Source organism: Streptomyces sp. JLYT201 (genome assembly GCF_059448825.1).
In genome coordinates, this window is the sequence record NZ_CM182551.1 from 1,106,731 (window position 1) to 1,128,815 (window position 22,085).

General features: G+C 74.3%; 16 protein-coding genes. 9 read left to right on the forward strand and 7 right to left on the reverse strand.

From position 1 onward, the window contains the following. Positions 1–153: 153 nt before the first annotated feature. Both AC5WAM_RS04765 and AC5WAM_RS04770 read left to right on the forward strand, forming a co-directional pair. Entirely contained in the window at positions 154–3,006 is a 2,853-nt protein-coding gene (locus AC5WAM_RS04765; protein ID WP_495521681.1) for a helix-turn-helix transcriptional regulator, read from the forward strand. Between the two features lie 132 nt (positions 3,007–3,138). Further along, the gene (locus AC5WAM_RS04770; protein ID WP_366792111.1) at positions 3,139–3,933 is read left to right on the forward strand and encodes an AfsR/SARP family transcriptional regulator; all 795 of its coding nucleotides are present in this window, start codon (positions 3,139–3,141) and stop codon (positions 3,931–3,933) included. A 407-nt stretch (positions 3,934–4,340) separates the two neighbouring features. Here AC5WAM_RS04770 and AC5WAM_RS04775 read toward each other — a convergent pair whose 3' ends face one another. From AC5WAM_RS04775 to AC5WAM_RS04805, 7 genes are all read right to left on the reverse strand, one after another. Further along, complete coding sequence (locus tag AC5WAM_RS04775; RefSeq protein ID WP_495521682.1) at positions 4,341–5,693, reverse strand: hypothetical protein; 1,353 nt, start codon at positions 5,691–5,693, stop codon at positions 4,341–4,343. Further along, entirely contained in the window at positions 5,680–6,747 is a 1,068-nt protein-coding gene (locus AC5WAM_RS04780) for a caspase family protein (protein ID WP_495521683.1), read from the reverse strand. Before AC5WAM_RS04780 ends, AC5WAM_RS04775 begins: the two co-directional genes overlap by 14 nt. A gap of 37 nt (positions 6,748–6,784) precedes the next feature. Continuing rightward, positions 6,785–8,302 (reverse strand): hypothetical protein, encoded by a 1,518-nt coding sequence (locus tag AC5WAM_RS04785; protein WP_495521684.1) that lies wholly within the window; start codon positions 8,300–8,302, stop codon positions 6,785–6,787. Between the two features lie 157 nt (positions 8,303–8,459). Continuing rightward, positions 8,460–9,488 carry a hypothetical protein gene (locus AC5WAM_RS04790; RefSeq protein WP_495521685.1) on the reverse strand — a complete coding sequence of 343 codons (1,029 nt, stop codon included), beginning with the start codon at positions 9,486–9,488 and terminating at the stop codon, positions 8,460–8,462. A 65-nt stretch (positions 9,489–9,553) separates the two neighbouring features. Next, positions 9,554–10,381 (reverse strand): transporter substrate-binding domain-containing protein, encoded by an 828-nt coding sequence (locus tag AC5WAM_RS04795; RefSeq protein ID WP_495521686.1) that lies wholly within the window; start codon positions 10,379–10,381, stop codon positions 9,554–9,556. A 109-nt stretch (positions 10,382–10,490) separates the two neighbouring features. Beyond that, on the reverse strand, positions 10,491–12,083 hold the full coding sequence (locus tag AC5WAM_RS04800; protein ID WP_495521687.1) for a M81 family metallopeptidase: 1,593 nt from the start codon (positions 12,081–12,083) through the stop codon (positions 10,491–10,493). Next, positions 12,080–13,300 carry an ROK family protein gene (locus AC5WAM_RS04805; protein ID WP_495521688.1) on the reverse strand — a complete coding sequence of 407 codons (1,221 nt, stop codon included), beginning with the start codon at positions 13,298–13,300 and terminating at the stop codon, positions 12,080–12,082. Before AC5WAM_RS04805 ends, AC5WAM_RS04800 begins: the two co-directional genes overlap by 4 nt. 224 nt (positions 13,301–13,524) lie before the next feature. On the opposite strand from AC5WAM_RS04805, the gene AC5WAM_RS04810 reads away from it, so the two are divergent. From AC5WAM_RS04810 to AC5WAM_RS04840, 7 genes are all read left to right on the forward strand, one after another. Further along, the gene (locus tag AC5WAM_RS04810; RefSeq protein ID WP_495521689.1) at positions 13,525–15,363 is read left to right on the forward strand and encodes a peptide ABC transporter substrate-binding protein; all 1,839 of its coding nucleotides are present in this window, start codon (positions 13,525–13,527) and stop codon (positions 15,361–15,363) included. Continuing rightward, a complete protein-coding gene (locus tag AC5WAM_RS04815; protein ID WP_366792120.1) occupies positions 15,360–16,310 on the forward strand; it encodes an ABC transporter permease in 951 nt (316 codons plus the stop codon). Before AC5WAM_RS04810 ends, AC5WAM_RS04815 begins: the two co-directional genes overlap by 4 nt. Further along, positions 16,307–17,224: an ABC transporter permease gene (locus tag AC5WAM_RS04820; RefSeq protein WP_172381614.1), complete on the forward strand. Its 918-nt coding sequence runs from the start codon at positions 16,307–16,309 to the stop codon at positions 17,222–17,224. Before AC5WAM_RS04815 ends, AC5WAM_RS04820 begins: the two co-directional genes overlap by 4 nt. 12 nt (positions 17,225–17,236) lie before the next feature. After that, positions 17,237–19,309, forward strand: a complete 2,073-nt coding sequence (locus AC5WAM_RS04825) for an ABC transporter ATP-binding protein (protein WP_495521690.1) — start codon at positions 17,237–17,239, stop codon at positions 19,307–19,309. Next, a complete protein-coding gene (gene mmuM / locus AC5WAM_RS04830; RefSeq protein WP_495521691.1) occupies positions 19,306–20,268 on the forward strand; it encodes a homocysteine S-methyltransferase in 963 nt (320 codons plus the stop codon). Before AC5WAM_RS04825 ends, mmuM begins: the two co-directional genes overlap by 4 nt. Positions 20,269–20,405: 137 nt before the next feature. Beyond that, positions 20,406–21,491, forward strand: coding sequence for a WD40/YVTN/BNR-like repeat-containing protein (locus tag AC5WAM_RS04835; RefSeq protein ID WP_366792123.1), 1,086 nt, complete (start codon positions 20,406–20,408; stop codon positions 21,489–21,491). Positions 21,492–21,532: 41 nt separating this feature from the next. Then, complete coding sequence (locus tag AC5WAM_RS04840) at positions 21,533–22,024, forward strand: methyltransferase family protein (protein ID WP_366792124.1); 492 nt, start codon at positions 21,533–21,535, stop codon at positions 22,022–22,024. The last annotated feature ends 61 nt before the right edge of the window (positions 22,025–22,085 follow it).

Sequence of the window (22,085 nt, forward strand, 5' to 3'; positions counted from 1 at the left end):
CCCGCCGGGCACCCCACCTGACCACGGATCCGGGCCATTGGCTTGTGCACAGGGTGCGTTGGCCACCATCGTGGGTTCCATGGCCATGTGTTCGGCACGGGTCGCCCTCTCCCACAGGCCCCCCGTGGCCGCTGCCGGCGCACGGGGGCGGCGATGACACTCGAGGACGCGGCGCACGACCCGCACCACCCCGCCGTACCCGACGACGCCTTCTGCGGGCGCGCGCCCGAACTCGCCGCGCTGCGCGCCGACTTCGAGGCCGCCGTCGCGGGCACCCCGCGCCTCGTCCTGCTCGAGGGCCCCGGCGGCATCGGCAAGACGGCCCTCGTCCGCCGCTTCCTCGACACGGTGGACGACGACACGTGCGTGCTGCACGCGAGCGGCGAGGAGAACGAGAGCGCGCTGCCGTGCGGCGTCCTCGCCCAGCTCGTCGGGCAGAGCCCGCTGCCGGTGCCGGAGACCCTGGCGGGACTCGTGCGCACCCCGCAGTCGCTGCACGCGAACCTCCCGGCGCTGTCCGCCGGCTTCGGACTCATCGACCTCCTCAGCGAGGTGCAGGGCAAGGGGCCCGTCGTCCTCGTCGTCGACGACGCGCACTGGGCCGACCCCGAGTCCCTGAACGCGCTCACGTTCGCGCTGCGCCGCCTGCGCCACGACCGGGTCCTCGCCGTCGTCGCGCTGCGCGACCCGCACGTCCCCGAGCTGCCCGAGGGGCTGCGCAGGCTCCTCACCGACGCGCGCACGCGACGGCTCGCCCTCGACGGCCTCAGCCCGGACGAACTGGCCGTGCTCAGCGACCGGTTGGGCGTGGCCCGGCTGCCGCACTCGGCGTCCTTGAGGCTGCACACCCACACCCACGGCAACCCGCTGCACGCCCGCGCGCTGCTCGACCAGGTGCCGTCCGCCGTGCTGCTCGACGTCACGACGCCGCTGCCCGCGCCGCGCTCGTACGCCATGCTGGTGCTCGCCAACCTCGCCGGGTGCGGGGCGCAGGCCCAGCGCCTGGTGCAGGCGGTCAGCGTGCTCGGGCTCTCCTGCCGATTACAGGTCGCCGCCCGGCTCGCCAAGGTCGCCCAGCCGCTGCCCGCCCTGGAGCGGGCCGTCAAGGCCGGGCTGCTCCGCGAGGCGCACGGCGGGCCCGGCGCGCCGGAGATCTCCTTCCCGCACCCCCTGGTGCACGCGGCGGTCTACCAGGACATCGGCCCCGCCCAGCGCGCGGCCCTGCACACCCGGGCCGCCGCCCTGGTCACCGACGAGTACTCGACGCTGCGCCACCGGGTCCTCGCCGCCACCGGGCCCGACGAGCAGCTCGCCGCCGCGCTCGCCGCCTGCGCGCGCCGCGAGGCGGCCACCGGCCAGTGGGCCGTCGCCGGAACCCATCTGCGGCACGCCTCGCGGGTGGCGACGAGCCCCCGGGAGCGGGACCGCCTCGCCGTGGAGTCCGTCGAGGCGCTGCTGCTCGACGGCCGCGTCCAGGAGGCCGCGGAGCTGGCCGCCGGCCTGCCCGAGTGCGCTGACCCGGCGCTGCGCGGCTACGTCCGCGGCTATGTGGCCCGTGTCCAGGGCCGCACCCAGGCGGCGTGGACGCTGCTCGTCGACGCCTGGGAGCAGTGCGACCAGGAGCGCGAGCCCGCGCTCGCGGCGCGCGCGGCCGAGCAGCTCAGCTACGCCGCCGTCATGTGCGGCCAGGCCGCGTCGGCCGCACGGTGGGCCGAGCGCGCCCAGCGCCTGTCCACCGCGCAGGGGCCGAGCCGGATGCTGCGCTTCAACCACCTCATCGCGCTCGGCCTGAGCGGCCGCGCGAAGGAGGGCATCGCGCTCGCCGCGGACCTGCCGGATCCGATGATCGTGCCGCTCAAGAGCATCGACCTGCTGCTCGCGCGGGGCGAGCTGCGGCTGTGGTCGGACGATCTGCACGGGGCGCGCCACGACCTGCGCGGCGCCGTCGCCAACTGCCGGGCCACGACGGTCCCGCTGCGGCTGCTCTCCACCTCGGCGCTCGCCCAGACCCTGTACCGGCTCGGCGAGTGGGACGAGGCGCTGATCCACGCCGAGTCCGCGGCGTCCATCGCCGACGACGCCGACCAGTGGTGGCTCAAGCCGGTCACGCACGGCGTCGCCGCGCAGATCCTCGCCGCCCGCGGCGCCTTCGACCGGGCGGCGGAGCACCTGCGCACGGCGGGCGAGGGGCCCGGCGGCGCGGAGACACCCGTGGCGTACGCGTACGGGGTGTGCGCCCAGGGGCACTGCGCGGACGCGCGCGGCGAACCCCGGGCCGTCGTGGAGGCCCTGCGTCCGCTGCTCGGCTTCGCCGAGCAGGACGGCGTCAACGAACCCGGGGTCGTGGACTGGCAACCGCTGCTCGTCGACGCCCTCGTCCAGCTCGGGGAGCTCGACGAGGCGGAGGCGGTCCTCGGTCCCTACGAGGAGCTCGCGCGGGCGCGCGGGCTGCACTCGGCGCTCGCGTCGGCCGCACGGATCCGCGGCAATCTGCTGGCCGCCCGCCGCGAACCCCAGCGCGCCCAGGCGGCGTACGCCCGGGCGCAGGACCACGCGACGCAGGCCCCGCTGCCGTATCTGCGGGCCCGGGTGGCGCTCGACCACGGCGCGTTCCTGCGCCGCATCGGCCGCAGGTCCCTGGCCATCGCCCAGCTCCAGGCGGCGCACACGGCGATGACGGGGCTCGGGGCGCTGCCCTACCGGGCCCGGTGCGTGCGCGAACTCAGCGCCTGCGGGCGGGCGGCACCGCCGCTCGCGGCCGACGAGCGAGGGCAGGACGGCGTCGGCGACGACCTCGACGGGGCGCTCACCCCGCAGGAGCTCGCGGTGGCGCGGCTGGCCGCGCAGGGCCTCACCAACCGGCAGATCGCCACCGCCCTCGCCCTGAGCGTCAAGACCATCGAGTACCACCTGGGCCATACGTACGCCAAGCTCGGCATCACCTCGCGGATCGGCCTGGTCCAGCGGCTCGGCCCCCAGGAGCGGTCGTCGCCCTCGGCGGGCTGACGGGCGGCGCCGCGACCCGATCACGGGCACACCGGGGTAAACCCCGGCACGCTCCCGGAGGCGCACGGCCGCCCCGGCCCGTACGTTCGTGCCGGACGGCAGGGCGTCGGCGGGACCCCTGGAGGTGGCTCGATGGCTTCGTTCACGTGCGCGACGGCCGGTGACGAACGGCCCGCGCTGCGACTGCGCCTGCTCGGCGGTTTTCTCCTCACCCGTGAGGGCCCGGCGAGCGGTGAGCTCCGCGGGACCGACAGCGACTGCGCGTGCTGTTGCGCCTTGCGCGGCGACCCGGTGGAGGTGCCCGCCAGCGGGCAGCAGGTCCTCGCCCGGCTCGCGCTGTGCGGCACGGCCACGCGCTCGGCGCTCGCGGGGATGCTGTGGCCGGACGCCACCGAGGCGCGGGCCCGCGCCAGTCTGCGGACCGCCATGTGGCGCCTGAACGGGGCGGGTTCGGCCCTGTCGGACGCGCGCGGCGGCGCCCTGGCGCTCAGCCGCAAGGTGCGCGTCGACGTCCAGGACTTCACGGCGGCCGCGCGCCAGGTCCTCGCGGGGGCGCCGGTGCGGCTGCGCTCGGCGTACGAAGTCCTGCTCTGCGGAGGCGAGTTGCTGCCCGGCTGGCAGCAGGACTGGGTGGCCTTCGAGCGGGAGCGGCTGCACCAGCTGCGGCTGCACGCCCTGGAGGCGCTGTCGGCACGGCTCGTGGCGATGCGCGCCTACGGACCCGCCCTGGAGGCGGCCCTGGAGAGCACTCGCATCGACCCGCTGCGGGAGAGCGCCCATCGCGCGGTGGTCTCCGTCCACCTCGCGGAGCACAACCTCACCGAGGCCGTACGGCAGTACGAGAGGTTCCGCGGGCTGCTGCGCGGGGAGCTCGGCGTCGAACCGTCCGGGCAGTTCTCGGAAATGCTGCGGCACGCGACGGTGTGACGCGGCGGTGACGCCCGCGCGTCAGGATGGACCTGCCTCGTCCAGGATGCGGGGAGAAGGGGGAACTCCCCTGGTTGAGCGACGCGTCGGCCGACAGGCCGCCGCTTTGGTCCGCTCACGCCCTGGACGGGGCTTCACCCGCCCGGGCACCCCTCGGGCACCGGCCGGTCATGCCCCGGGCACAGGCCAGGCATGCCCCGGGCACCGGCCAGGCATGCCCCGGGCACACGCCGGTCCGGGCCGAGCACCCGCCGGGCATCCCGCGGGCATCCTTCGGACATGCGCGGAGGCTTCGGACGCGGGAAACGTGCACCGGACATGCGAAGGACACACGAAGGGGCTGAACCACCCCCCGCGTGGCTCAGCCCCCGCTCCCCCGGCGCCCGCCGCACCGGCGGGCACGTCCCTCACCCGGCCCCGGTCTCCCGCAGCCCCTCGATCGCCCGCTCCACGGGCCGGTGCGGCAGGCCCGTCCTGCGGCACAGCTCGTCGCGCGGCACGGTGTGCAGCACGTCGGCCACGGCCCGGCCCTCCAGGTCCGCGATCTCCTGGACGTAGGCCTGGACGCGGCTGACCGCGTCGGACGCCAGCGGCCGGGCGCCGCCGACGCCGCGGGGCACGGGTCCGCCGCGGGCCGCGAAGGCGCCGGGCCAGCGCTCCTGCTCCAGCCAGGTCGTCCACACCCCGCGCCCCACCAGGCGCTCGGCGACGCCCTCCGCCACGGAGTCGTCCTGGATCACTCCGGGGTCGGCCGCGTCCGCCGCGACGAGCAGGCGGCAGGAGGCCGCCAGCATGGGCGGCGACGTGACCCGCGCGGGCGGCCCGTCGGTCAGGGTGCGCAGGGCGGCGACGTCCGGGTGTCCCGGCAGGTGCGGGGTGAGCCGCCGCACCACCTCGTCGAGCCGCCGCAGATCCGGCCTGTGGTCGAGCAGCATCGCGTGCGCGCCCACGACGCCGAGGAACGGGTCGACGCGCCGCGAGTCCAGCATCGGCAGGAGCTGCTGGTCCGAGATGAGGTCGATGCCCTGGCGCAGCCCGGAGAGCGCCGCCTCGCGGGCGAGGCCCAGCTCCTCGTCGACGGGGCTCCAGCCGCTGCCGAGCGGCGCCATCTCCACGGTGGCGTGCTGGGGCTGGGCGCCGCGCGTGCTGTTGCTGACGAAGACGAGCGTGGTCCAGCCCTCGGACACCCACAGCGCCTGGGCCAGCGGCAGGCCCTCGCCGGACGGCCTGCGCAGCCGCAGCCGGTAGCCGCCGGGCGCCAGCGGCCCGCTCCACGCCGACCAGCCCTGCTGCTCGTCGACGCGCCAGCCGACCTCGCCGCCGTCCACGGGCGCGCCGTTCTCGGCGGCGATCTGCAGGGCGTAGGGGTCGAGCCGCAGGGCGGGGCGCAGATTGCGCAGCAGCACCATCAGGCTGGGCGCGCCCGTCCCGTGCGTGGACTGCCGGCTCCAGCGCAGCGCGGCTGCCCCGTGCTCGTCGTGGGTGGTGGCGGTCCGCCGCACGGGCGCCGGGGCCGGGACCCGGGGCAGCGGCAGGCGCTCCGTGAACGCCTCGTCGCCGACCTCGACGAACCGGGTGGCGACGGCGCCCGCGAAGCGCTGCTCGATGCGGTAGATGCCGGGCGTCACGGTCGTCTCGATGGTGCCGATGCCGGAGGCGACCTCGCGCAGCGCCTCGTCCGTGACGGTGACCAGGACGGACGGGGTGTCGGGGATGACGACGAACGGCACCTCGGGGCGGGCCTGCTCAGAACTGGACACCGCGGCCACCTCCGGTGACGACCTCGAAGAATCCGCCGTCCCTGAAGTCCGGCGCGACCGGGCTCTCCGGCACGACCTTGTACAGGCCCGGCACGAGCGGCTCGACGTGGTCGGTGCCGCCGTTCCCGTCGACGTACAGCCTGCGCGGCGGCGCGATGTCGCGGCCGCGCAGCTCCACCCAGCCGTGGAAACCCGCGGGGAAGCGCAGCGTCACCGGGTAGGAGCCGACGCCCCGCAGGCCTTCCGCGAAGACGATGGGCGTGCTGGTCTCCCGCAGGAAACGGGCCTCCTGCGGGACGAGTTGCCGCGCGGTGCGGTCCGCCACGTGGCGGCGCACGTAGTCGCTGAGGCTGTCGGAGGTGACCTTGCCCTCGGACGTGACCGTGCCGCCGCCCGCGCCGTGAAGGCCCTCGATCAGCGCGCTGGTGAAGTGCCCGCGGGACTGGTTCGGGTCGGGCGCCTGCTGTTCGTAGGCCGGGTCGCCGAGCGAGGTCGCGTAGCCGACGAGGCACTCGACCTTGTCGGGCGCCTCGGTGGTGTCGGTGAACGGCGGGCCGAAGGCGGCGACGCCGCCGAAGCGGGTGCGGCAGCAGTCGGCGAAGAAGACGATCTCGTGGAACGGCGACGCCGACTCGTACCAGGACAGGTAGGGACGCACGGCGATGTGGTTGCCGAGCAGGTCGATCGCGGCGTTGGCCATGAGCAGCGCGGCGTCGCCGCCGAACGGGGCGATGCCGTGCCCGGCGAGGAACAGGTACAGGCGCGTGTCGGCCCAGTTGCCGCCCTCGTCGACGGCCTTCCGGACCGCGCGGTGGGCCAGGTACAGGGCCCGGTTGACGCCCTCGCGGGTCGGCACCGCGGTCATCACGTCGGCCTCGCGCTCGTCGCGCTCGCTGGCCGTGACCAGGGCGACGTTGTCCTCCGGTACGTTGCCGCCGGCCGGGTCCACCAGCCAGTCGTGGAACCGGCCCGCGTCGCCGCGGGCGCCGCGCAGGTCGCTGATCGCCGGATAGCGGTTGATGCCGACGACCACGGCGTAGTGCAGGTCGTTCATCGAGTCTTCCCCCTGGATGGAGCCGTCCCCCCGGACGTCAGTCGGCGAGCATCCGGGCCAGGCTGGCCAGGACCTCCGGGTCGTCGTCGAATCCGGCGTGGCTGCGGGCGCCGGAGGTGAGTCCCGGGCCGCCGTCCACCGGCGACCACACGGTGCGGGTGACGTCCGCGCGCAGGAAGGTCCGCAGGTCCCGCGCGTCCGTGCCGCCGGTGTCGCCCTCGGCTGTGAACCAGCGCTGCAGGCCCGCGAGCGGCGACACGGCGCTCTCCCCCTCGGGTCCGCGCTCCAGGACGCCGGAGACGAAGTACAGCAGGGAGCGCGGATACAGGAAGGGCACCAGCTGGTCGGCGCGTTCGGCCGCGTCGGTCAGGGTGAACATCCGCAGCCGGTCGAAGAGTTCGGCCCTGCGGCGCACCACGTCGGCCAGCTGACCGACGGTGCAGGCGGGCGCGAGGAGGACGACGTCGTGGACGCGGAAGTCCTCGGGCAGCGGGTCGTCGGCGTCGGCGCGCCTGCGGGCGATCTCACCGAGGAGGTTGCCGATGAAGACGGCGCCCGCGCTGTGCCCGACCAGGGTCACCCGGGGCCTGCTCCCCGAGGCGAGCAACTGGCCGAAGCGGTCGAGGAAGTAGCGTCCGGCGCGGGTGTCGCCCGCGGCGTCCGGGGCATCGGCCGCGAAGGCGTCCGCGGTCTGCCGCTTCATCGCGTCCCAGACGGCCGCGCCGACGTTGGCGAGGTAGAACTCGCGGAGTATCTCCTCGACGACGGTCGGGTACAGGCCGTGGTCGGTGCGGTGCCGGAAGCGGGCGACGACGGCGGAGACGACGCGCACCGTCTTGCGCACCAGGAGCGCGGAGGTGACCACGGCCCTGCGGTTCTCCGCCTCGGCGGTCTCCGCCGCGAGCTCGGCCACGGTGTCCGGGGACATGAGTGTGGCGACCGCCGCGCGCCCCCCGTCGATGTCGCGCGCGGCGGTCGTCGCGGGAGCCGAGCGCAGGACGGAGCCCACGATCTCCCGGTTGCGCTCGGCGAGTTCGGTGTCCGCCGCGAGGTCGGCGGTGATGCGCACGCGCTCAGCCTCGCTCAGCGCGGGGACCTCGGCGGGCGGCGTGAGGTGTGCGTACGGCTCCTGTCCCGTGCGCAGCAGGGCGAGTTCACGGGCCACGGCCCGGGTCGACGGCACGACGAGGCCGCCGGCGGCACGCTGGCCGGGCTGCTGGAAGAGGACGCCGGAGGCGAAGCGCACGACCCGGTTCAGGAGGGTCTGGAAGACGCCCTCGCTGAGGATCTGCGGCAGGTTGCCGCGCAGCACCTCCAGGAGGCCGCTGCTCCACACGAAGAACACCGGCTCGGCGCCCGCGGCCTCGTACACCGGGGCGAGCCGTTCGGCCGTCACGAAGCCCAGCGTGTCGTCGACGAGTCCGCCGTGGAAGTGCAGGACGACGCGCTGCCGGTCCTTCAGGCGGGCGACGAGCGCGTCGATGTCGTCGGTGGTGGTCGAGGCGAGCCGCCCGCTCGTCCCGCTGTGGACGCAGTTCCTGCGGGATGGGTGCATCGCGCAAACCTCCGGCCCGCCCGAAGCTCACCGCAGCCGTCTGCGGCGCCCCTCAGCTCCCGGCGGCTGTCACCGTAGGCCGCCGCCGGGCGGCCCGGCATCGGGGACGGGCCCAGGGATTACCCCGGGGTGCGCGGGGGCCGCCCGTGCCCGGTGCTCAGAGGCCGGCCCGGGCGGTGGGTTCCCGCCCGTCCTGGGCCTGTTGGGCGCGGTCCACGATCATCCGGGCGAGGGCGGTGAGGGTCCCGGGGTCCAGGGATTCGTCGCCGGTGCGGTAGGTGGTCCAGGTGACGACCGTGCCCACGCGCGCGCCCGCCTCGGCGCTCGCCGCGTTGACGATGTTCTTGCGGTACGCGACGCTCTCGTCGCCCAGTTGCTGGATCGACAGGGGGTCGAGGACGTCGGTGTTGCGGTCCTTGTCCGCCCGCAGGTCCTGGAAGCGCGCGGCCGCGTGGTCCGCGGTGTCGTACGCCTCGACGTGGAAGAAGACCCCCGCGAGCGGGCTCTCCTTCTCGTGCCGCACGGTGGCGGTGTACAGGGCGCCCTCGCAGCCGCTGCCGCACTCCGGGGCGCCCTTGCGGACGTCGGCGGCCTGCGTGGTCTGCCAGCCCTGTGCGACGCCGGCGGAGTCCGGCAGGACCGCCCTGACGTCGGGCTCCTGCCGCAGCGCGGTCACCCGGCCGCTCCCGGAGCCCCCGCCGTCCCCGCCGCCCTCGTCGTCCGTGAGGCCGCCCAGGACGCTGCGGAAACCGAGGACGAGCAGCACGGCCAGGACGACCCCGATACTGGTCAGGGCGATCACCACGCCTCGGGTGCGCGGCAGTTCGACGGGCCCGATGACGACGGTGCTGCGGTTGGCGTTGCCGCCGATGGTGATCTGCTGGTGGACGGTCGGCGGGGCGGCGGGCGGGGGCGGCGCGTCCGGCGCGAGGGCGGCCCGGAGCCTGCGGGCGAGCTCCGGGTCCTCCTCCAGCAGCGCGGTCAGCCGGGCGGTGACGTCGTCGGCCGCGCCGTCCGGCGCCGGTTCGGCGTCGAGCCTGCGCAGGGCGCCGCGCCCCTCCTCGGACCGCTCCAGGCGGCCCCGGACCAGCTCTCTGACCTCGTCGACCACCGCGGTTCCCGCACCGGAGGCGACCCCCGTCGTCATGGCGGTGACGGCCGTGCTCGCCAGCTCTGCCAAGGACATGCGCACAGTTTGGCGCGTGCATGCAGACACTGTCAGGGGTCCGGGACCGTGCCGGTCCCTGACCGTTACTTCATCCACTCCGCCTCGTAGGCCGCGTACGTCCCGTCGTGGGTGGCCAGGTGCACGAACTGGTCGACGTACGCCTTGAACTCCTCGTCCCCGCGCGGGAGCGCGTAGGCCTTCTCGGCGAAGGTGAAGGGCTCGTCCGGGTGGAGCGAGCACAGTTCGGGGTGGAGCTTGGCCTGGTAGCGGGTCTCGCTCGCGTCGGTCATCATCACGTCCGCGCGGCCGTCGACGATCTCCTGGAAGATCGTGGTGTTGTCCGGGTGGACGGTGAGGGTGGCCCGCTTGATGTGGGCGCGGGCGAACTGCTCGTTCGTACCGCCGGGGTTGACCACGACCCGGGTGCCGGGCCGGTCGATCTGTTCGAGCGTGGCGTACTTGTCCTTGTCCGCGCAGCGCGCGATCGGGGTCTTGCCGTCCTCGCGGGTCGGCTCGCTGAAGTACGCCTTGCGGGCGCGCGGCAGGGTGACGGAGATGCCGCCGACGGCGATGTCGCAGCGGCGGTCGGCCACGTCGTCGACGATCTCCTTCCAGCTGGTGGCGACGTACTTCGGCTTGGCGTCGAGGGACGTGGCCAGGTCGCGGGCCATGTCGATGTCGATGCCCCGGTGACCGCCGTCGCTCTCGCGGTGCGTGAAGGGGCGGTAGTCGCCGGTCGTGCACACGCGCAGCACGCCCCGCTTCGGCACGGAGTCGAGGAGGCTGCCCTTGTCCCGGCCCTTGTCCCGGCCCGCGCCGTGCCCGGTGTCGTGACCGCCGGGCGCGGCGGGCGCGGCCGCCGTCACGGCGAGCAGACAGACCAGGGCGGACAGGGTGGCGACACGCTTCATGACGGACGGTTCCTCTCGTGCGGGGCGGACGGGACGGCGCGTGCGGGACGGCTCATGCGGTCAGGCGACGCGCGCGGCGACGCCTGCCGTGCCTGTCGCGGGCAGGATCTCAGGGGGCCAGCGGCGCCAGGGTGGTCGCCGTCAGGTCGGGGCCCGCGCCGTCCTCGTACGCGTCCTCGTCGAAGGGGTACAGGGGCCGCTCCACCCGGTGGTGGCCGAGCCGGAGGAGGTCCTGGTCGACGCCACCGGGCGTGAGGGCGAGGAGCCAGTCGGCGGCCATGTCGTACAGCTCCGGCTCCAGATAGCCGATCTTCACGACGACCAGGTCGTACGTCCTCGGGTCGATCCCGAGGCCTCCTTCGGCGGGGCCGAGGAAGTCGGCGAGGGTGTGGAAGGGCTTGCGGCGCGCGACGAGGATGAGCGTGAGCCCGCCGACGCGGACCGCCGCCATGTCGACGCCCCGGTCGTAGGCGCCGCCCTCGGCCCGGTCCTGCCGGTCGGTGGCGCGCTGCAACGCCTCGACGGTGCCGGTGAGTTCGTACGGTCCGCCGTGGCCCGTGTCGACCTTGCCGCCCACCGACAGCGTCACCTCGGCGCCGACGCCCGCTGCGAAGCACCGGGCGACCGCGACGGGGTCGGTGATGCCGGGGTGCACGGCGGTGACGCGCCCGGAGCGGATCGCGTCGTCGGCCAGGAGCCGGGCCAGCATGTACGCGAGGTCGCCCGCGCCGCCCGCGGTGGGGTTGTCGCCGGAGTCGCTGATGAGGAACGGCCGCCGGTCGGACGCCACCGCCTTCTCGATGCACTCGTCGGCGCTGCCCGTCGGCCCGACGAAGACGAAGTCGCGGCGCGCCGCCCAGTAGCGGCGCGCGAGCCCCTCGGCCTCGGCGGCGGCCCGCCCCGCGTCGTCGCCGGTGACCACGACGGCGGCCCGGCAGCGCGGCTCGTCGGCCCAGGCGTAGCCCACCCACAGGGCCGCGTCGAGGATGCCGGGCAGCTTCTCGATGCCGGCGAGCGAGGCGTACAGGGACCTGGCGGGCTCCAGGCGCGTGCTGGTCTTCTCACCGGGCAGCAGCACCGGCACCTGCACCCACGCCCGGTGCGGCCGCCTGCCCTCGCGCAGGCAGCGCACCAGGTTGCGGGCGGCGCGCTCGCGGGTCTCCCAGGCGTCCTCGTGCGGGGCCAGGCGGTGCGCGGTGAGCAGGTCGACGGGCTCGGCGAAGCGCCGCGAGACGTTGCCGTGCAGGTCCATGGCCGCGGAGATCATGGGGCGGCTCCTGCCGTCCGGGGTGCCCACGGAGTCCAGGGCCGCGCGCACCGCCTCCGTGAGGTCGGCCTCGGCGTCGGTGAGGCCGACGACGCTCATGGCGCCGTGGATGTCGTACACGAGCCCGTCGAGCGGGCCCGCCCGTCGGACGCGGGTGACGAGTTCGTCCTTGAGGGTCAGATACGACTCGGCTTCCACGGGGCCGCCGGGCAGGGACGTGGCGTGCAGGAGCGGCACCCACTCGACGGGGCCGCCGAGGCGGGTGAGGTCGCTGTCCGGGCGGGTCCAGGCGTAGCGGTCAAGGAGCTCCTGGCCACGGCTCTGGCGGAAGTCGTCGGTGGTGGAGCGGTGCGGGCAGAACGTGGAGGACTCGATGCCGATGCCGCCGATGCCGATGCGCAGCGGACGGCCGGTGACGGGCTCGGTGCCGGTCATGTGCGGGCGCTCTCTTCCTGATGGGGGGCGGACTGCTCGCGCGGGGCCGCGCCGGGTTCCTGGGCGGGCGCGGTCGGCAGCTCTTTGCGCAGGGCGGTGAGGCCCGCGCCGAGCAGCCCCGCGTCCGGCCCTGTCATCGTGGTGGTGATCTCCAGGTCCGCCGTGGCGAGCGGCAGACAGCGTTCGTAGAGGACCCCGCGCACGGCGGCGACCAGCGGCTCGGCGGTGGCGAGCACGCCGCCGAGCGCCACGGCCTGCGGGTTGAAGAAGTTCACGACGACGGACAGGACCGTGCCGATGTGGCGGCCCGCGGTGCGCACCAGGGTGGTGGCCCGGGGGTCGCCGTCGGCGACGAGCCTCAGGAGTTCGCTCGTGGACGCCACCTCGACGCCCTGCGCGGCGAGTTCGCGGATCAGCGCGGCGCCGCTGGCGACGGTCTCCAGGCAGCCGATGTTGCCGCAGCTGCACGGGCGCTCGCCCGCCGCCTCGATGCGGACGTGGCTGATGTCCCCGGCCGCGCCGTTGGCGCCGTCGTGCGGGCGGCCCGCCGCGATGACGCCGCTGCCGATGCCCCGGCCCGCCTTGACCACGACGAGGTGGTCGAGTTCGGGCCGGGCCGCGCGGTGCTCGCCCACGGCCATCATCGTGGCGTCGTTCTCGACGGTCACGGGCAGGCCGAGGCGTTCGGTGAGCACCTCGCGCAGCGGGTAGCGGTGCCAGCCGGGCATCCGTGAGGGGCTGAGCACACAGCCCTCGCCCGGCCGGACGGGGCCGGGGAAGGCGACGCCGAGGGCGCGCACGGCACGGCCAGCCGCGCGTTCGCGGGCAGCCAGGCCGGCCACGCGCTCGCACAGCCACTCGACGACCGGCTCGGGCCCGGCCGTGATGTCGTGCGGCAGGTCCAGGGGGCCGAGGACGCGGCCGCCGAGGTCGACGGCGCCGAGCCGGGCGTGGTGGCTGCCGAGGTCGGCGGCGAGCGCCACCCCGCCCTGGGTGCGCACCCGCAGGAGCCTCGGGCGGCGCCCGCCCCGGGAGGCCCCCTCGCCGGACTCGGTGAGCACCCCGGCGGTCACCAGCTCCTGGACGCGCAGCGAGACCGTGGACGGCGCGAGGCCCAGCTCCCGTACGAGGGCGGCCCGTGACGTGGCCGCGCCCGACGACACGAGATGCACGATGTGCTGCGCCGATCCGGGCTCGCCGTGTGCGCCGCTTGCCATATCGCCCCCGTACGTTCGACGAGTTGTTTCGCGTGCCGACCGAACACTAGGGCGCGACAAAGGAAGTTGACCAGCTCTTCGAAGAAACAGCCGCCCCTGTCCGGCTTTTCGCAGTCTTTGCCGAACGAAGCTCTTGACTTGCTTTTCGTCCCAGGCCTAGCGTGCGGCCCTCCCACCGCTCAAACGTGCGGATCCGGCCCGGCAGCTCCTGGAGGCCCCGAACCATGCGTGCACTCAAGGCGGCCGCGGCCGCGGGCCTCGTGCTCGCGGCCCTCACCGGCTGCACCCGCGACGGCGCCCGCGTCGACATGGGCCCGACCGGCGGCACCCCGGTCGAGGGCGGCACCGCGACGATGGCCCTGCCCCCGGCCGCCACCCCCAACTGGATCTTCCCGATCGGCGCGCCCGGCTACGGGGGCTCGTACAACTACGGCATCCAGAGCCTGCTCTTCATGCCGGTGTACGACGCCGTGCAGGACCGGCACAAGGGCGAGCTGACCACGCACGGGCCGAGCACCCTGGGACTGGAGCCGACGTACGGCGACGGCAACAGGACGGTCACCGTGCCGCTGCGCAAGGGCGTGAAGTGGTCCGACGGCAGGCCGGTGACAGCACGCGACCTGGAGTTCTGGTTCAACCTCGTCAAGGCCAACAAGGCCTCCTGGGGCAACTACTCGGTCGGCACGATGCCCGACAACGTCAAACGGTTCGAGACGCTCGACGCGCACACCGTGCGACTGCGCCTGAGCCGCGCCTACAACCCGGACTGGTTCACGGCCAACCAGCTCACGCTGATGCGGGCACTGCCCCAGCACGCCTGGAGCGCCACCGCCGACGGCGGCAGGACCGGTGACTTCGACCGGACGGCGAAGGGCGCCAAGGCGGTGTTCGCCCGGCTCACCCGGCACGCCAAGAGCCTCGGTTCGTACGGCAGCGACCCGCTGTGGAAGACCGTCAACGGGCCCTGGAGGCTGGCGGGATGGCGCGACAACGGCCAGGTCACCATCGTGCCGAACGAGAGGTTCACCGGCCCGCGATCCCAACGCCCGCACCTGGACAAGGTCGTCTTCAAACCCTTCACCACCGCCGACTCCGAGTACAACGTGCTGCGCTCCGGGGGCGTCGACTACGGCTACATCCCGCCCTCGGTCATGGCGCAGAAGGAGAAGTTCGAGGGCCGGGGCTACCGCGTCGACCCCTGGGAGGGCTGGGCGGCCACGTACATCGTCTACAACTTCAACTCCACGCACGCGGGCCCGCTGCTCCGCCAGCTGTACGTGCGCCAGGCCATGCAGCACCTCGTCGACCAGAAGGCGATGAGCGAGGTCATCTGGCAGGGCAGCGCCACGCCGACGCTCGGCCCGGTGCCGGTCACCCCGAAGAGCCAGTACCTGTCACCCGCGATGCAGCGCGACCGGTACCCGTTCTCGGTGGCCAAGGCCGTCTCGCTCCTGCGCGCGCACGGCTGGCGCGACGACGGCGGCACCGCGCGCTGCGCGCGCCCCGGCCCGGGCCCCGACGAGTGCGGCCCGGGCATCGCGAAGGGCGCGCCCCTGAAGCTGACGCTCCTGTCCCAGTCCGGCTCCACGGAGACGACGAACACGATGCAGGAGCTCACGTCCTCCCTGTCCAAGGCGGGCATCGAGCTGACGGTGCGCCAGCAGCCGCTGAACTCCGTCCTCGGCAACTCCGTGCCGTGCACGGCGAAGGACCCCGGCTGCGACTGGGACATGTCCTTCTTCGGCACGGCGGGCAGCTGGTACTACCCGCTCAACCCCAGCGGCGAGCAGCTGTTCTCCACGGGGGCGTCCGCCAACTTCGGCAACTACAGCGACGAGCGGGCCGACCGCCTCATCCGCGCCGTGCAGTACGCGCCGGACATGAAGGCCGTGCACGCCTACGGCGAGTACCTCGCCGAGCAGCTCCCCGTCATGTGGATGCCCAATCCCGCGTACCAGGTGTCGGTGATCCGCAACGACCTGCGGGGCATCGAGCAGAACCCCACGGTCACCTTCGCCCCGCAGGACTGGTACTACGTCAAGAAGAAGGGAGCCGACACGTGACCGGCTTTCTGGTCAAGCGCCTCCTCCAGGCGCTCGTCGTGCTCTTCCTGGTGTCGATCATCGTCTTCGTCCTCCTTCACCAGCTCCCCGGTGGCCCCGCACGCGCCATCCTGGGCCCCAAGGGCACCCCCCAGCAGATCCAGGACTTCAACCACCAGCAGGGCTACGACCGTTCGCTGCCCACGCAGTACGGCATGTACCTCAAGCGCCTGTTCACCGGCGACCTGGGCGACTCCTACAAGCTCAACTCACCCGTACTCGACCTGCTCGCGCAGCGGCTGCCCAAGACGCTGCTCCTGACGGTCCTGTCCACCGCGCTCGCCGTCGTCATCGCGATCCCGCTGGGCCTGCTCCAGGCGGTGCGGCGCGGCAAGGCGTCCGACTACGCCCTCACCGGTCTGGCGTTCCTGCTCTACGCCACGCCCGTGTTCTTCCTCGGCCTCGTCATGATCATCGTGTTCGCGCAGGTCCTGCCGGTCTTCCCGGCGGAGGCCCCGCAGGGCGAGTCGGTCGGCGACCTGCTCGGGGACTTCACCGGCCTCGTGCTCCCGGTGGTGACGATGGCGTTCGGCATCGTGGCGATGTTCAGCCGCTACATGCGCTCGGCGGTCCTCGACAACCTCACCGAGGACTACGTCCGCACGGCCATGGCCAAGGGGCAGTCGAGCCGCCGCGTGCTCGTCCGGCACGTCCTGCGCAACGCGCTGATCCCCCTGGCCACCCTCCTCGGCCTGTATCTGCCGACGCTGTTCAGCGGCGCCCTCGTCGTCGAGTCGATGTTCAACTACCCGGGCATGGGGCTGCTGTTCTGGAACGCCGCCCAGGGCTCGGACTTCCCCGTGCTGCTCGGCGTGACGCTCGTCGTCGGCATCGCCACCGTCGTCGGCTCCCTGCTCACCGACGTCCTGTACGCCGTCCTCGACCCCCGGATTCGGAGCGTGGCATGACCACCACGACGGCCCCCGTCCCGGCTCCCGGGACCGCTCCGGGCAACGAGGAGGCCGCGCTCGCGACGCCCTCCCTGGCCCGCCGCACCCTGCGCGTCTTCACCGGCAACAAGCTCGCCCTGACGGGCGTGGTCCTCCTGGCCCTGCTCCTTGCGTTCAGCTACCTCGGCCCGCTCCTGTACGACACCGAGCAGACCCACACCGACCTGTCGCAGGCCAACCTCTCCCCCGGCACCGACGGACACCTGCTCGGCACCACCGACCTGGGCTACGACATGGTGGGCCGACTGATGGTGGCCGGGCAGACCTCGCTGGAGATCGGCCTCGCGGCGGGGCTCCTCGCGACGCTCTTCGGGACCGTGTACGGCGCGGTGTCCGGCTACTTCGGCGGCTGGGTGGACGCGGCCCTGATGCGGATCACGGACGCGGCGCTCGCCATCCCCGCGATGTTCCTGCTCGTCGTGGTCGCCGCGATCATCACGCCGAGCAAGGGCGTGCTCGTCCTCGTCATCGCCGCCGTCGCCTGGCTGTCCCCGGCCCGCCTGGTGCGCGGCGAGGCGCTGTCGCTGCGCGACCGGGAGTACGTCCAGGCCATGCGGATGATGGGCGGCGGAGGCGCGCGGGCGGTCTTCAAGCACATCGTGCCGAACGCCATCGGCACCGTCATCGTCAACTGCACGTTCCAGATCGCCGACGCCATCCTCTACGTCAGCTATCTGGCGTTCCTCGGCCTGAGCATCCCGCCGCCGTCGGCCGACTGGGGCTCGATGCTGTCCGCCGGGATCACGTACACGCAGAACGGCTACTGGTGGCTGATCTTCCCGCCGGGCATCGCGATCGTGCTGGTCGTCGCCGCGTTCAACTTCATCGGTGACGGGCTGCGGGACGCCTTCGACGTACGGCTGCGGAAGTAGGGACGAAGCGACATGGCTCACGACACCTCCGCGCCTCGGTCCACGGCCGAGCCACTGCTGCGCATCGAGGACCTGTGCGTCGACATCGAGGCGCGCGACCGCACCGTGCACGCCCTCGACGGCGTCTCGCTCGACCTCGCGCCCGGCGAATCCCTGGGCATCGTCGGGGAGTCGGGCTGCGGGAAGACCATGACCGCGCTGAGCGTCCTCGGGCTGCTGCCGCCCGGCGGCCGCATCACCGGCGGCCGCGTCCTGTTCGCGGGCCAGGACCTGGCCGCCGCGCCCGCGCCGGTGCTCAAGGACGTACGCGGCAACACCATCGGGATGATCTTCCAGGACCCGCTGACCTCGCTCAACCCCACGATGACGATCGGCGCGCAGGTCGCCGAGCCGCTGCTCCTGCACCGCCCCGGCACCGGCCGCAGGGAGGCCTGGACGCGCGCCGAGGAGATGCTGCGCCTCGTCGGCATGCCCCAGCCGGCCGAGCGCATGAAGGCCTACCCCCACCAGCTGTCCGGCGGCATGCGCCAGCGCGTGGCGATCGCCATGGCCCTGGTGTGCGAGCCCAGGCTGCTGATCGCCGACGAGCCGACGACGGCCCTCGACGTGACCACGCAGGCCCAGATCCTGGAGCTGGTGGACGACCTGCGCCGCACGCTCGGCATGGCGATGATCCTCGTCACCCACGACCTGGGCGTCATCGCGAGCCGCGTGGACCGCGTCGCGGTGATGTACGCGGGCAAGGTCGCCGAAGAGTCCGACGTACGGGGCCTGTTCGCGCGCCCGCGCCACCGCTACACCGAGGCGCTGTTCGCCGCCCTGCCCGAGCGCGCCGCGGGCAGGGGCACGGAACTGCACACCATCCCCGGCCTGCCGCCGAGCCTGACGACCCGGCCGCAAGGGTGCCGGTTCGCGCCGCGCTGCGCCTTCGCGACGGACCTGTGCCACACGCGCGCACCGGAGCCGGTGGACGACGAACTCCAGGGCCCTGAGCACCGGTTCGCCTGCTTCCACCCCGTACCGTACGACGAGGAGGCACCCGCCGGGGAACTGCTCGCCGTGCCCCCGGCCGTGGCCGCCGAGCCGGGCGGCGTCCTCCTCGAACTCGACGCGCTCACCAAGGAGTTCCCCCTTCCCGGTGGCCCGTTCGCCCGGCGCCGGGGCACGGTCAGCGCGGTCGGCGGCGTCTGTCTGACCGTCCGCAGGGGCGAGACGTACGGGGTGGTCGGCGAGTCCGGGTGCGGCAAGACGACGCTCGGCCGGATCGTCGCGGGCCTGGAGGAGCCGACGGCGGGCACGGTCCGCTTCGACGGCCGGGACCTCGCCGCCCTGTCCCGCGCCGAGCGGCGCGCGCACCGCCGCCGCGTCCAGCTGATGTTCCAGGACTCCACGGCCGCGATGGACCCGCGCATGCGCGTCGGCGAGATCCTGCGCGAGCCGCTCGTCATCCAGCGCGTCGGCGGCCGCGCCGACCAGGAGGAGCTGGTGGGCGCGCTCCTCGACGCGGTCGGCCTGCCGCGCGGCGCCGTGCACCGCTACCCGCACGAGTTCTCCGGCGGCCAGCGCCAGCGCCTCGGCCTGGCCCGGGCGCTCACGCTCTCCCCCGACCTGGTCGTCGCCGACGAGCCGGTCTCGGCCCTCGACGTCTCCGTGCAGGCGCAGATCCTCAACCTGATGCGGGACCTGCAGCGCGAGCGCGGCCTGGCGTACCTGTTCATCTCCCACGACCTGGCGGTGATCCGGCACCTCGCCGACACCGTCGGCGTCATGTACCTGGGCAAGCTGGTGGAGTCGGGACCCGCGGAGCGCGTGTACGCGCACCCGCTGCACCCCTACACGAGCGGCCTGCTCGACACCTTGAACGTCCCCGACCCGGGAGCCGCCGCGGCCGCGCGCTCCCCGCTGACCGGCGAGGCCCCGTCGGCGGCGAAGCCCCCGTCCGGCTGCCGCTTCCGCACCCGCTGTCCGCTCGCTCAGGACGTGTGCGCCACCGTGGAGCCACCGGTCACCACGCCGAACGGCGCGGGCCATCAGGTCGCCTGTCACTTCCCTCTTACCGCTCCTCGGCTAGCGTCGACCGTATGAACGAGGCAGCAAGTACGGGGGCGGGCGCGGGAGGCGGACCGACGAGCCTGGCGGCGGCCCTCGCGCGCGGCCCGCTGGTGCTCGACGGCGGCCTGTCCAACCAGCTGGCCGCCGCCGGGCACGACCTGGCCGACGACCTGTGGTCGGCGCGGCTGCTCGCCGAGCGCCCGGACGCGGTGCGGGCGGCGCACCGCGCGTACTACGAGGCGGGCGCCGACGTCGTGATCACGGCGAGCTACCAGGCCACCTTCGAGGGCTTCGCACGGCACGGCATCGACGCCGTCAGCACGGCCGAGCTGCTCCGCCTGAGCGTGACGCTGGCCCGCGAGGCCGCGGCCCTCACCGGCGCGCGCCGCCCGCTGTGGGTCGCCGCGTCGGCGGGGCCCTACGGGGCGATGCTCGCCGACGGCTCGGAGTACCGCGGCGGCTACGGCCTGAGCGTGGCCGACCTGGAGCGCTTCCACCGGCCCCGCCTGGAGGTGCTCTCCGACGCCGCGCCGGACGTCCTGGCCCTGGAGACGGTCCCGGACACCGACGAGGCCCGCGCGCTGCTCCGCGCGACCCGCGGCCTCGGCGTGCCCGCTTGGCTCTCGTACAGCGTCGTCGGCACCCGCACGCGCGCGGGCCAGCCCCTGGCCGAGGCCTTCGCCCTGGCCGCGGACGCCGACGAGGTCCTGGCCGTGGGCGTCAACTGCTGCGACCCGCGCGACGCGGACGCCGCCGTGTCCCTGGCCGCCCGCGTCACCGGCAAGCCGGTGGTGGTCTACCCCAACTCCGGCGAGACCTGGGACGCCGCGACGCGCTCCTGGCGGGGCCCGGCCCACTTCACCGCCGCCCAGGTGTCACGGTGGCGGGAGGCGGGGGCGCGGCTGATCGGGGGCTGCTGCCGGGTGGGCCCGGAGGCGATCGCGGAGGTGGCCGGGAAGCTGCGCGGCCCCGGCGGCCCAGCCGACGCCTGAGGCCGGGCGCACGACGCGCCCCGGAACCGGGTGGAACCGCCCTGACCTGCGCGGACGCTCCGTCCAGGGGAGATTGTCAGTGCCCGGGTGCAGACTGAGCCGTACCTGAGACAACGACGTCCGGAAAGGTGCGAGGCATGGCTGACGTCCTGCTCACCATCGGCACCCGCAAAGGCCTCTTCATCGCCCGCCGGTCCGCCGGCGCGTGGCGGTTCGACGAGGCGCCGTACTTCAACGCCCAGGCGATCTATTCGATCGCCATCGACACCCGCACCTCCACGCCCCGCCTCCTGGTCGGCGGCGACAGCTCCCACTGGGGCCCGTCGGTGTTCCACTCCGACGACCTGGGCCGCACCTGGACCGAGCCGTCGCGCCCCGCGGTGAAGTTTCCCCGGGACACCGGCGCCTCCCTGGAGCGGGTGTGGCAGCTGCACCCCGCCGAGGCGGAGCCCGACGTGGTGTACGCGGGCACGGAGCCCGCCGCGCTGTACCGCTCGGAGGACCGCGGCGAGAGCTTCTCCCTGGTCCGCCCGCTGTGGGAGCATCCGACGCGCTCGCAGTGGCAGCCGGGGGGCGGCGGCGAGGGCCTGCACACCATCCTGACGGACGCCCGCGACAAGGACGCGGTGACGGTCGCGGTGTCGACGGCGGGCGTCTTCCGCACCCGGGACGGCGGCGCTAGCTGGGCTCCGGCGAACTCGGGCGTCTCCGCGGTGTTCCTGCCGGACCCGCACCCGGAGTTCGGCCAGTGCGTCCACAAGGTGACGAAGGACGCCGTCGACCCCGACCGGCTCTATCTGCAGAACCACTGGGGGGTGTACCGCAGCGACGACGCGGGCGCCCACTGGACCGACATCGGCGAGGGCCTGCCGTCGGACTTCGGCTTCGCGGCGGTCGCGCACCCGCACCGCGCCGACACCGCGTACGTCTTCCCGATCACCGCCGACGCGGACCGCGTCCCGGCGGACCACCGCTGTCGCGTCTACCGCACCCAGGACGCGGGCAAGAGCTGGGAGCCCCTGAGCGAGGGCCTGCCCCGGGGCGACCACTACGGCACGGTGCTGCGCGACGCCCTGTGCACCGACGGCGCGGACCCGGCGGGCCTGTACTTCGGCAACCGCAACGGCGAGGTGTACGCGTCGGCGGACGACGGCGACACCTGGCAGGAGCTCATCACCCATCTCCCGGACGTGCTCTGTGTGCGCGCCGCCGTGCTCGCGTGACGGGGGCTTCCCGCGGCCGGTGAGGCGCGCATACTGGCGGCATGCGCAAGTCCGCTGCGGCGATGGGCAGTTCGGTGTTCATGGCGCTCGCCCCGGGCACGGTGGCCGTCCTCGTGCCGTGGTGGCTGACGCGCTGGCAGGCCGGTCACTGGTGGCTGCCGGTGCGGGTGCTCGGCGGGGTCGCGCTCGCGGCCGGGGCGGTGGTGCTCGTCCACGCCTTCGCGCGGTTCGTGACCGAGGGCCTCGGCACCCCGGCCCCGGTGGCGCCGACCGAGCACCTGGTCGTGGGCGGCCTGTACCGGCACGTGCGCAACCCCATGTACGTCGCGGTGGTGACCACCATCGCCGGGCAGGGCCTGCTGCTCGCCCGGCCGGTCCTGCTGGGCTACGCGCTGCTCGCGGCCGCGGTCATGGCCGCCTTCGCCCGCTGGTACGAAGAGCCGGCGCTGCTGCGCGCCCACGGCGCGGAGTACGAGCGCTACCGCGGAGCCGTCCCCGGCTGGCTGCCCCGGCCCCGCCCCTGGCGCGGCTGACACCACCGGCCCTGCCGGGCTCGACGCCCGGGCCCCGGCATCAGGCCACCCCCAACAGCCC

What these genes read in the sequence shown, in the direction of transcription:
- AC5WAM_RS04765 (WP_495521681.1), top strand. Translation starts at nt 154, where the DNA reads ATGACACTCGAGGACGCGGCGCACGACCCGCACCACCCCGCCGTACCC.
- AC5WAM_RS04770 (WP_366792111.1), top strand. Translation starts at nt 3,139, where the DNA reads ATGGCTTCGTTCACGTGCGCGACGGCCGGTGACGAACGGCCCGCGCTG.
- AC5WAM_RS04780 (WP_495521683.1), bottom strand. Translation starts at nt 6,747, where the DNA reads ATGAACGACCTGCACTACGCCGTGGTCGTCGGCATCAACCGCTATCCG.
- AC5WAM_RS04785 (WP_495521684.1), bottom strand. Translation starts at nt 8,302, where the DNA reads ATGCACCCATCCCGCAGGAACTGCGTCCACAGCGGGACGAGCGGGCGG.
- AC5WAM_RS04790 (WP_495521685.1), bottom strand. Translation starts at nt 9,488, where the DNA reads ATGTCCTTGGCAGAGCTGGCGAGCACGGCCGTCACCGCCATGACGACG.
- AC5WAM_RS04795 (WP_495521686.1), bottom strand. Translation starts at nt 10,381, where the DNA reads ATGAAGCGTGTCGCCACCCTGTCCGCCCTGGTCTGTCTGCTCGCCGTG.
- AC5WAM_RS04800 (WP_495521687.1), bottom strand. Translation starts at nt 12,083, where the DNA reads ATGACCGGCACCGAGCCCGTCACCGGCCGTCCGCTGCGCATCGGCATC.
- AC5WAM_RS04805 (WP_495521688.1), bottom strand. Translation starts at nt 13,300, where the DNA reads ATGGCAAGCGGCGCACACGGCGAGCCCGGATCGGCGCAGCACATCGTG.
- AC5WAM_RS04810 (WP_495521689.1), top strand. Translation starts at nt 13,525, where the DNA reads ATGCGTGCACTCAAGGCGGCCGCGGCCGCGGGCCTCGTGCTCGCGGCC.
- AC5WAM_RS04820 (WP_172381614.1), top strand. Translation starts at nt 16,307, where the DNA reads ATGACCACCACGACGGCCCCCGTCCCGGCTCCCGGGACCGCTCCGGGC.
- AC5WAM_RS04825 (WP_495521690.1), top strand. Translation starts at nt 17,237, where the DNA reads ATGGCTCACGACACCTCCGCGCCTCGGTCCACGGCCGAGCCACTGCTG.
- mmuM (WP_495521691.1), top strand. Translation starts at nt 19,306, where the DNA reads ATGAACGAGGCAGCAAGTACGGGGGCGGGCGCGGGAGGCGGACCGACG.
- AC5WAM_RS04835 (WP_366792123.1), top strand. Translation starts at nt 20,406, where the DNA reads ATGGCTGACGTCCTGCTCACCATCGGCACCCGCAAAGGCCTCTTCATC.
- AC5WAM_RS04840 (WP_366792124.1), top strand. Translation starts at nt 21,533, where the DNA reads ATGCGCAAGTCCGCTGCGGCGATGGGCAGTTCGGTGTTCATGGCGCTC.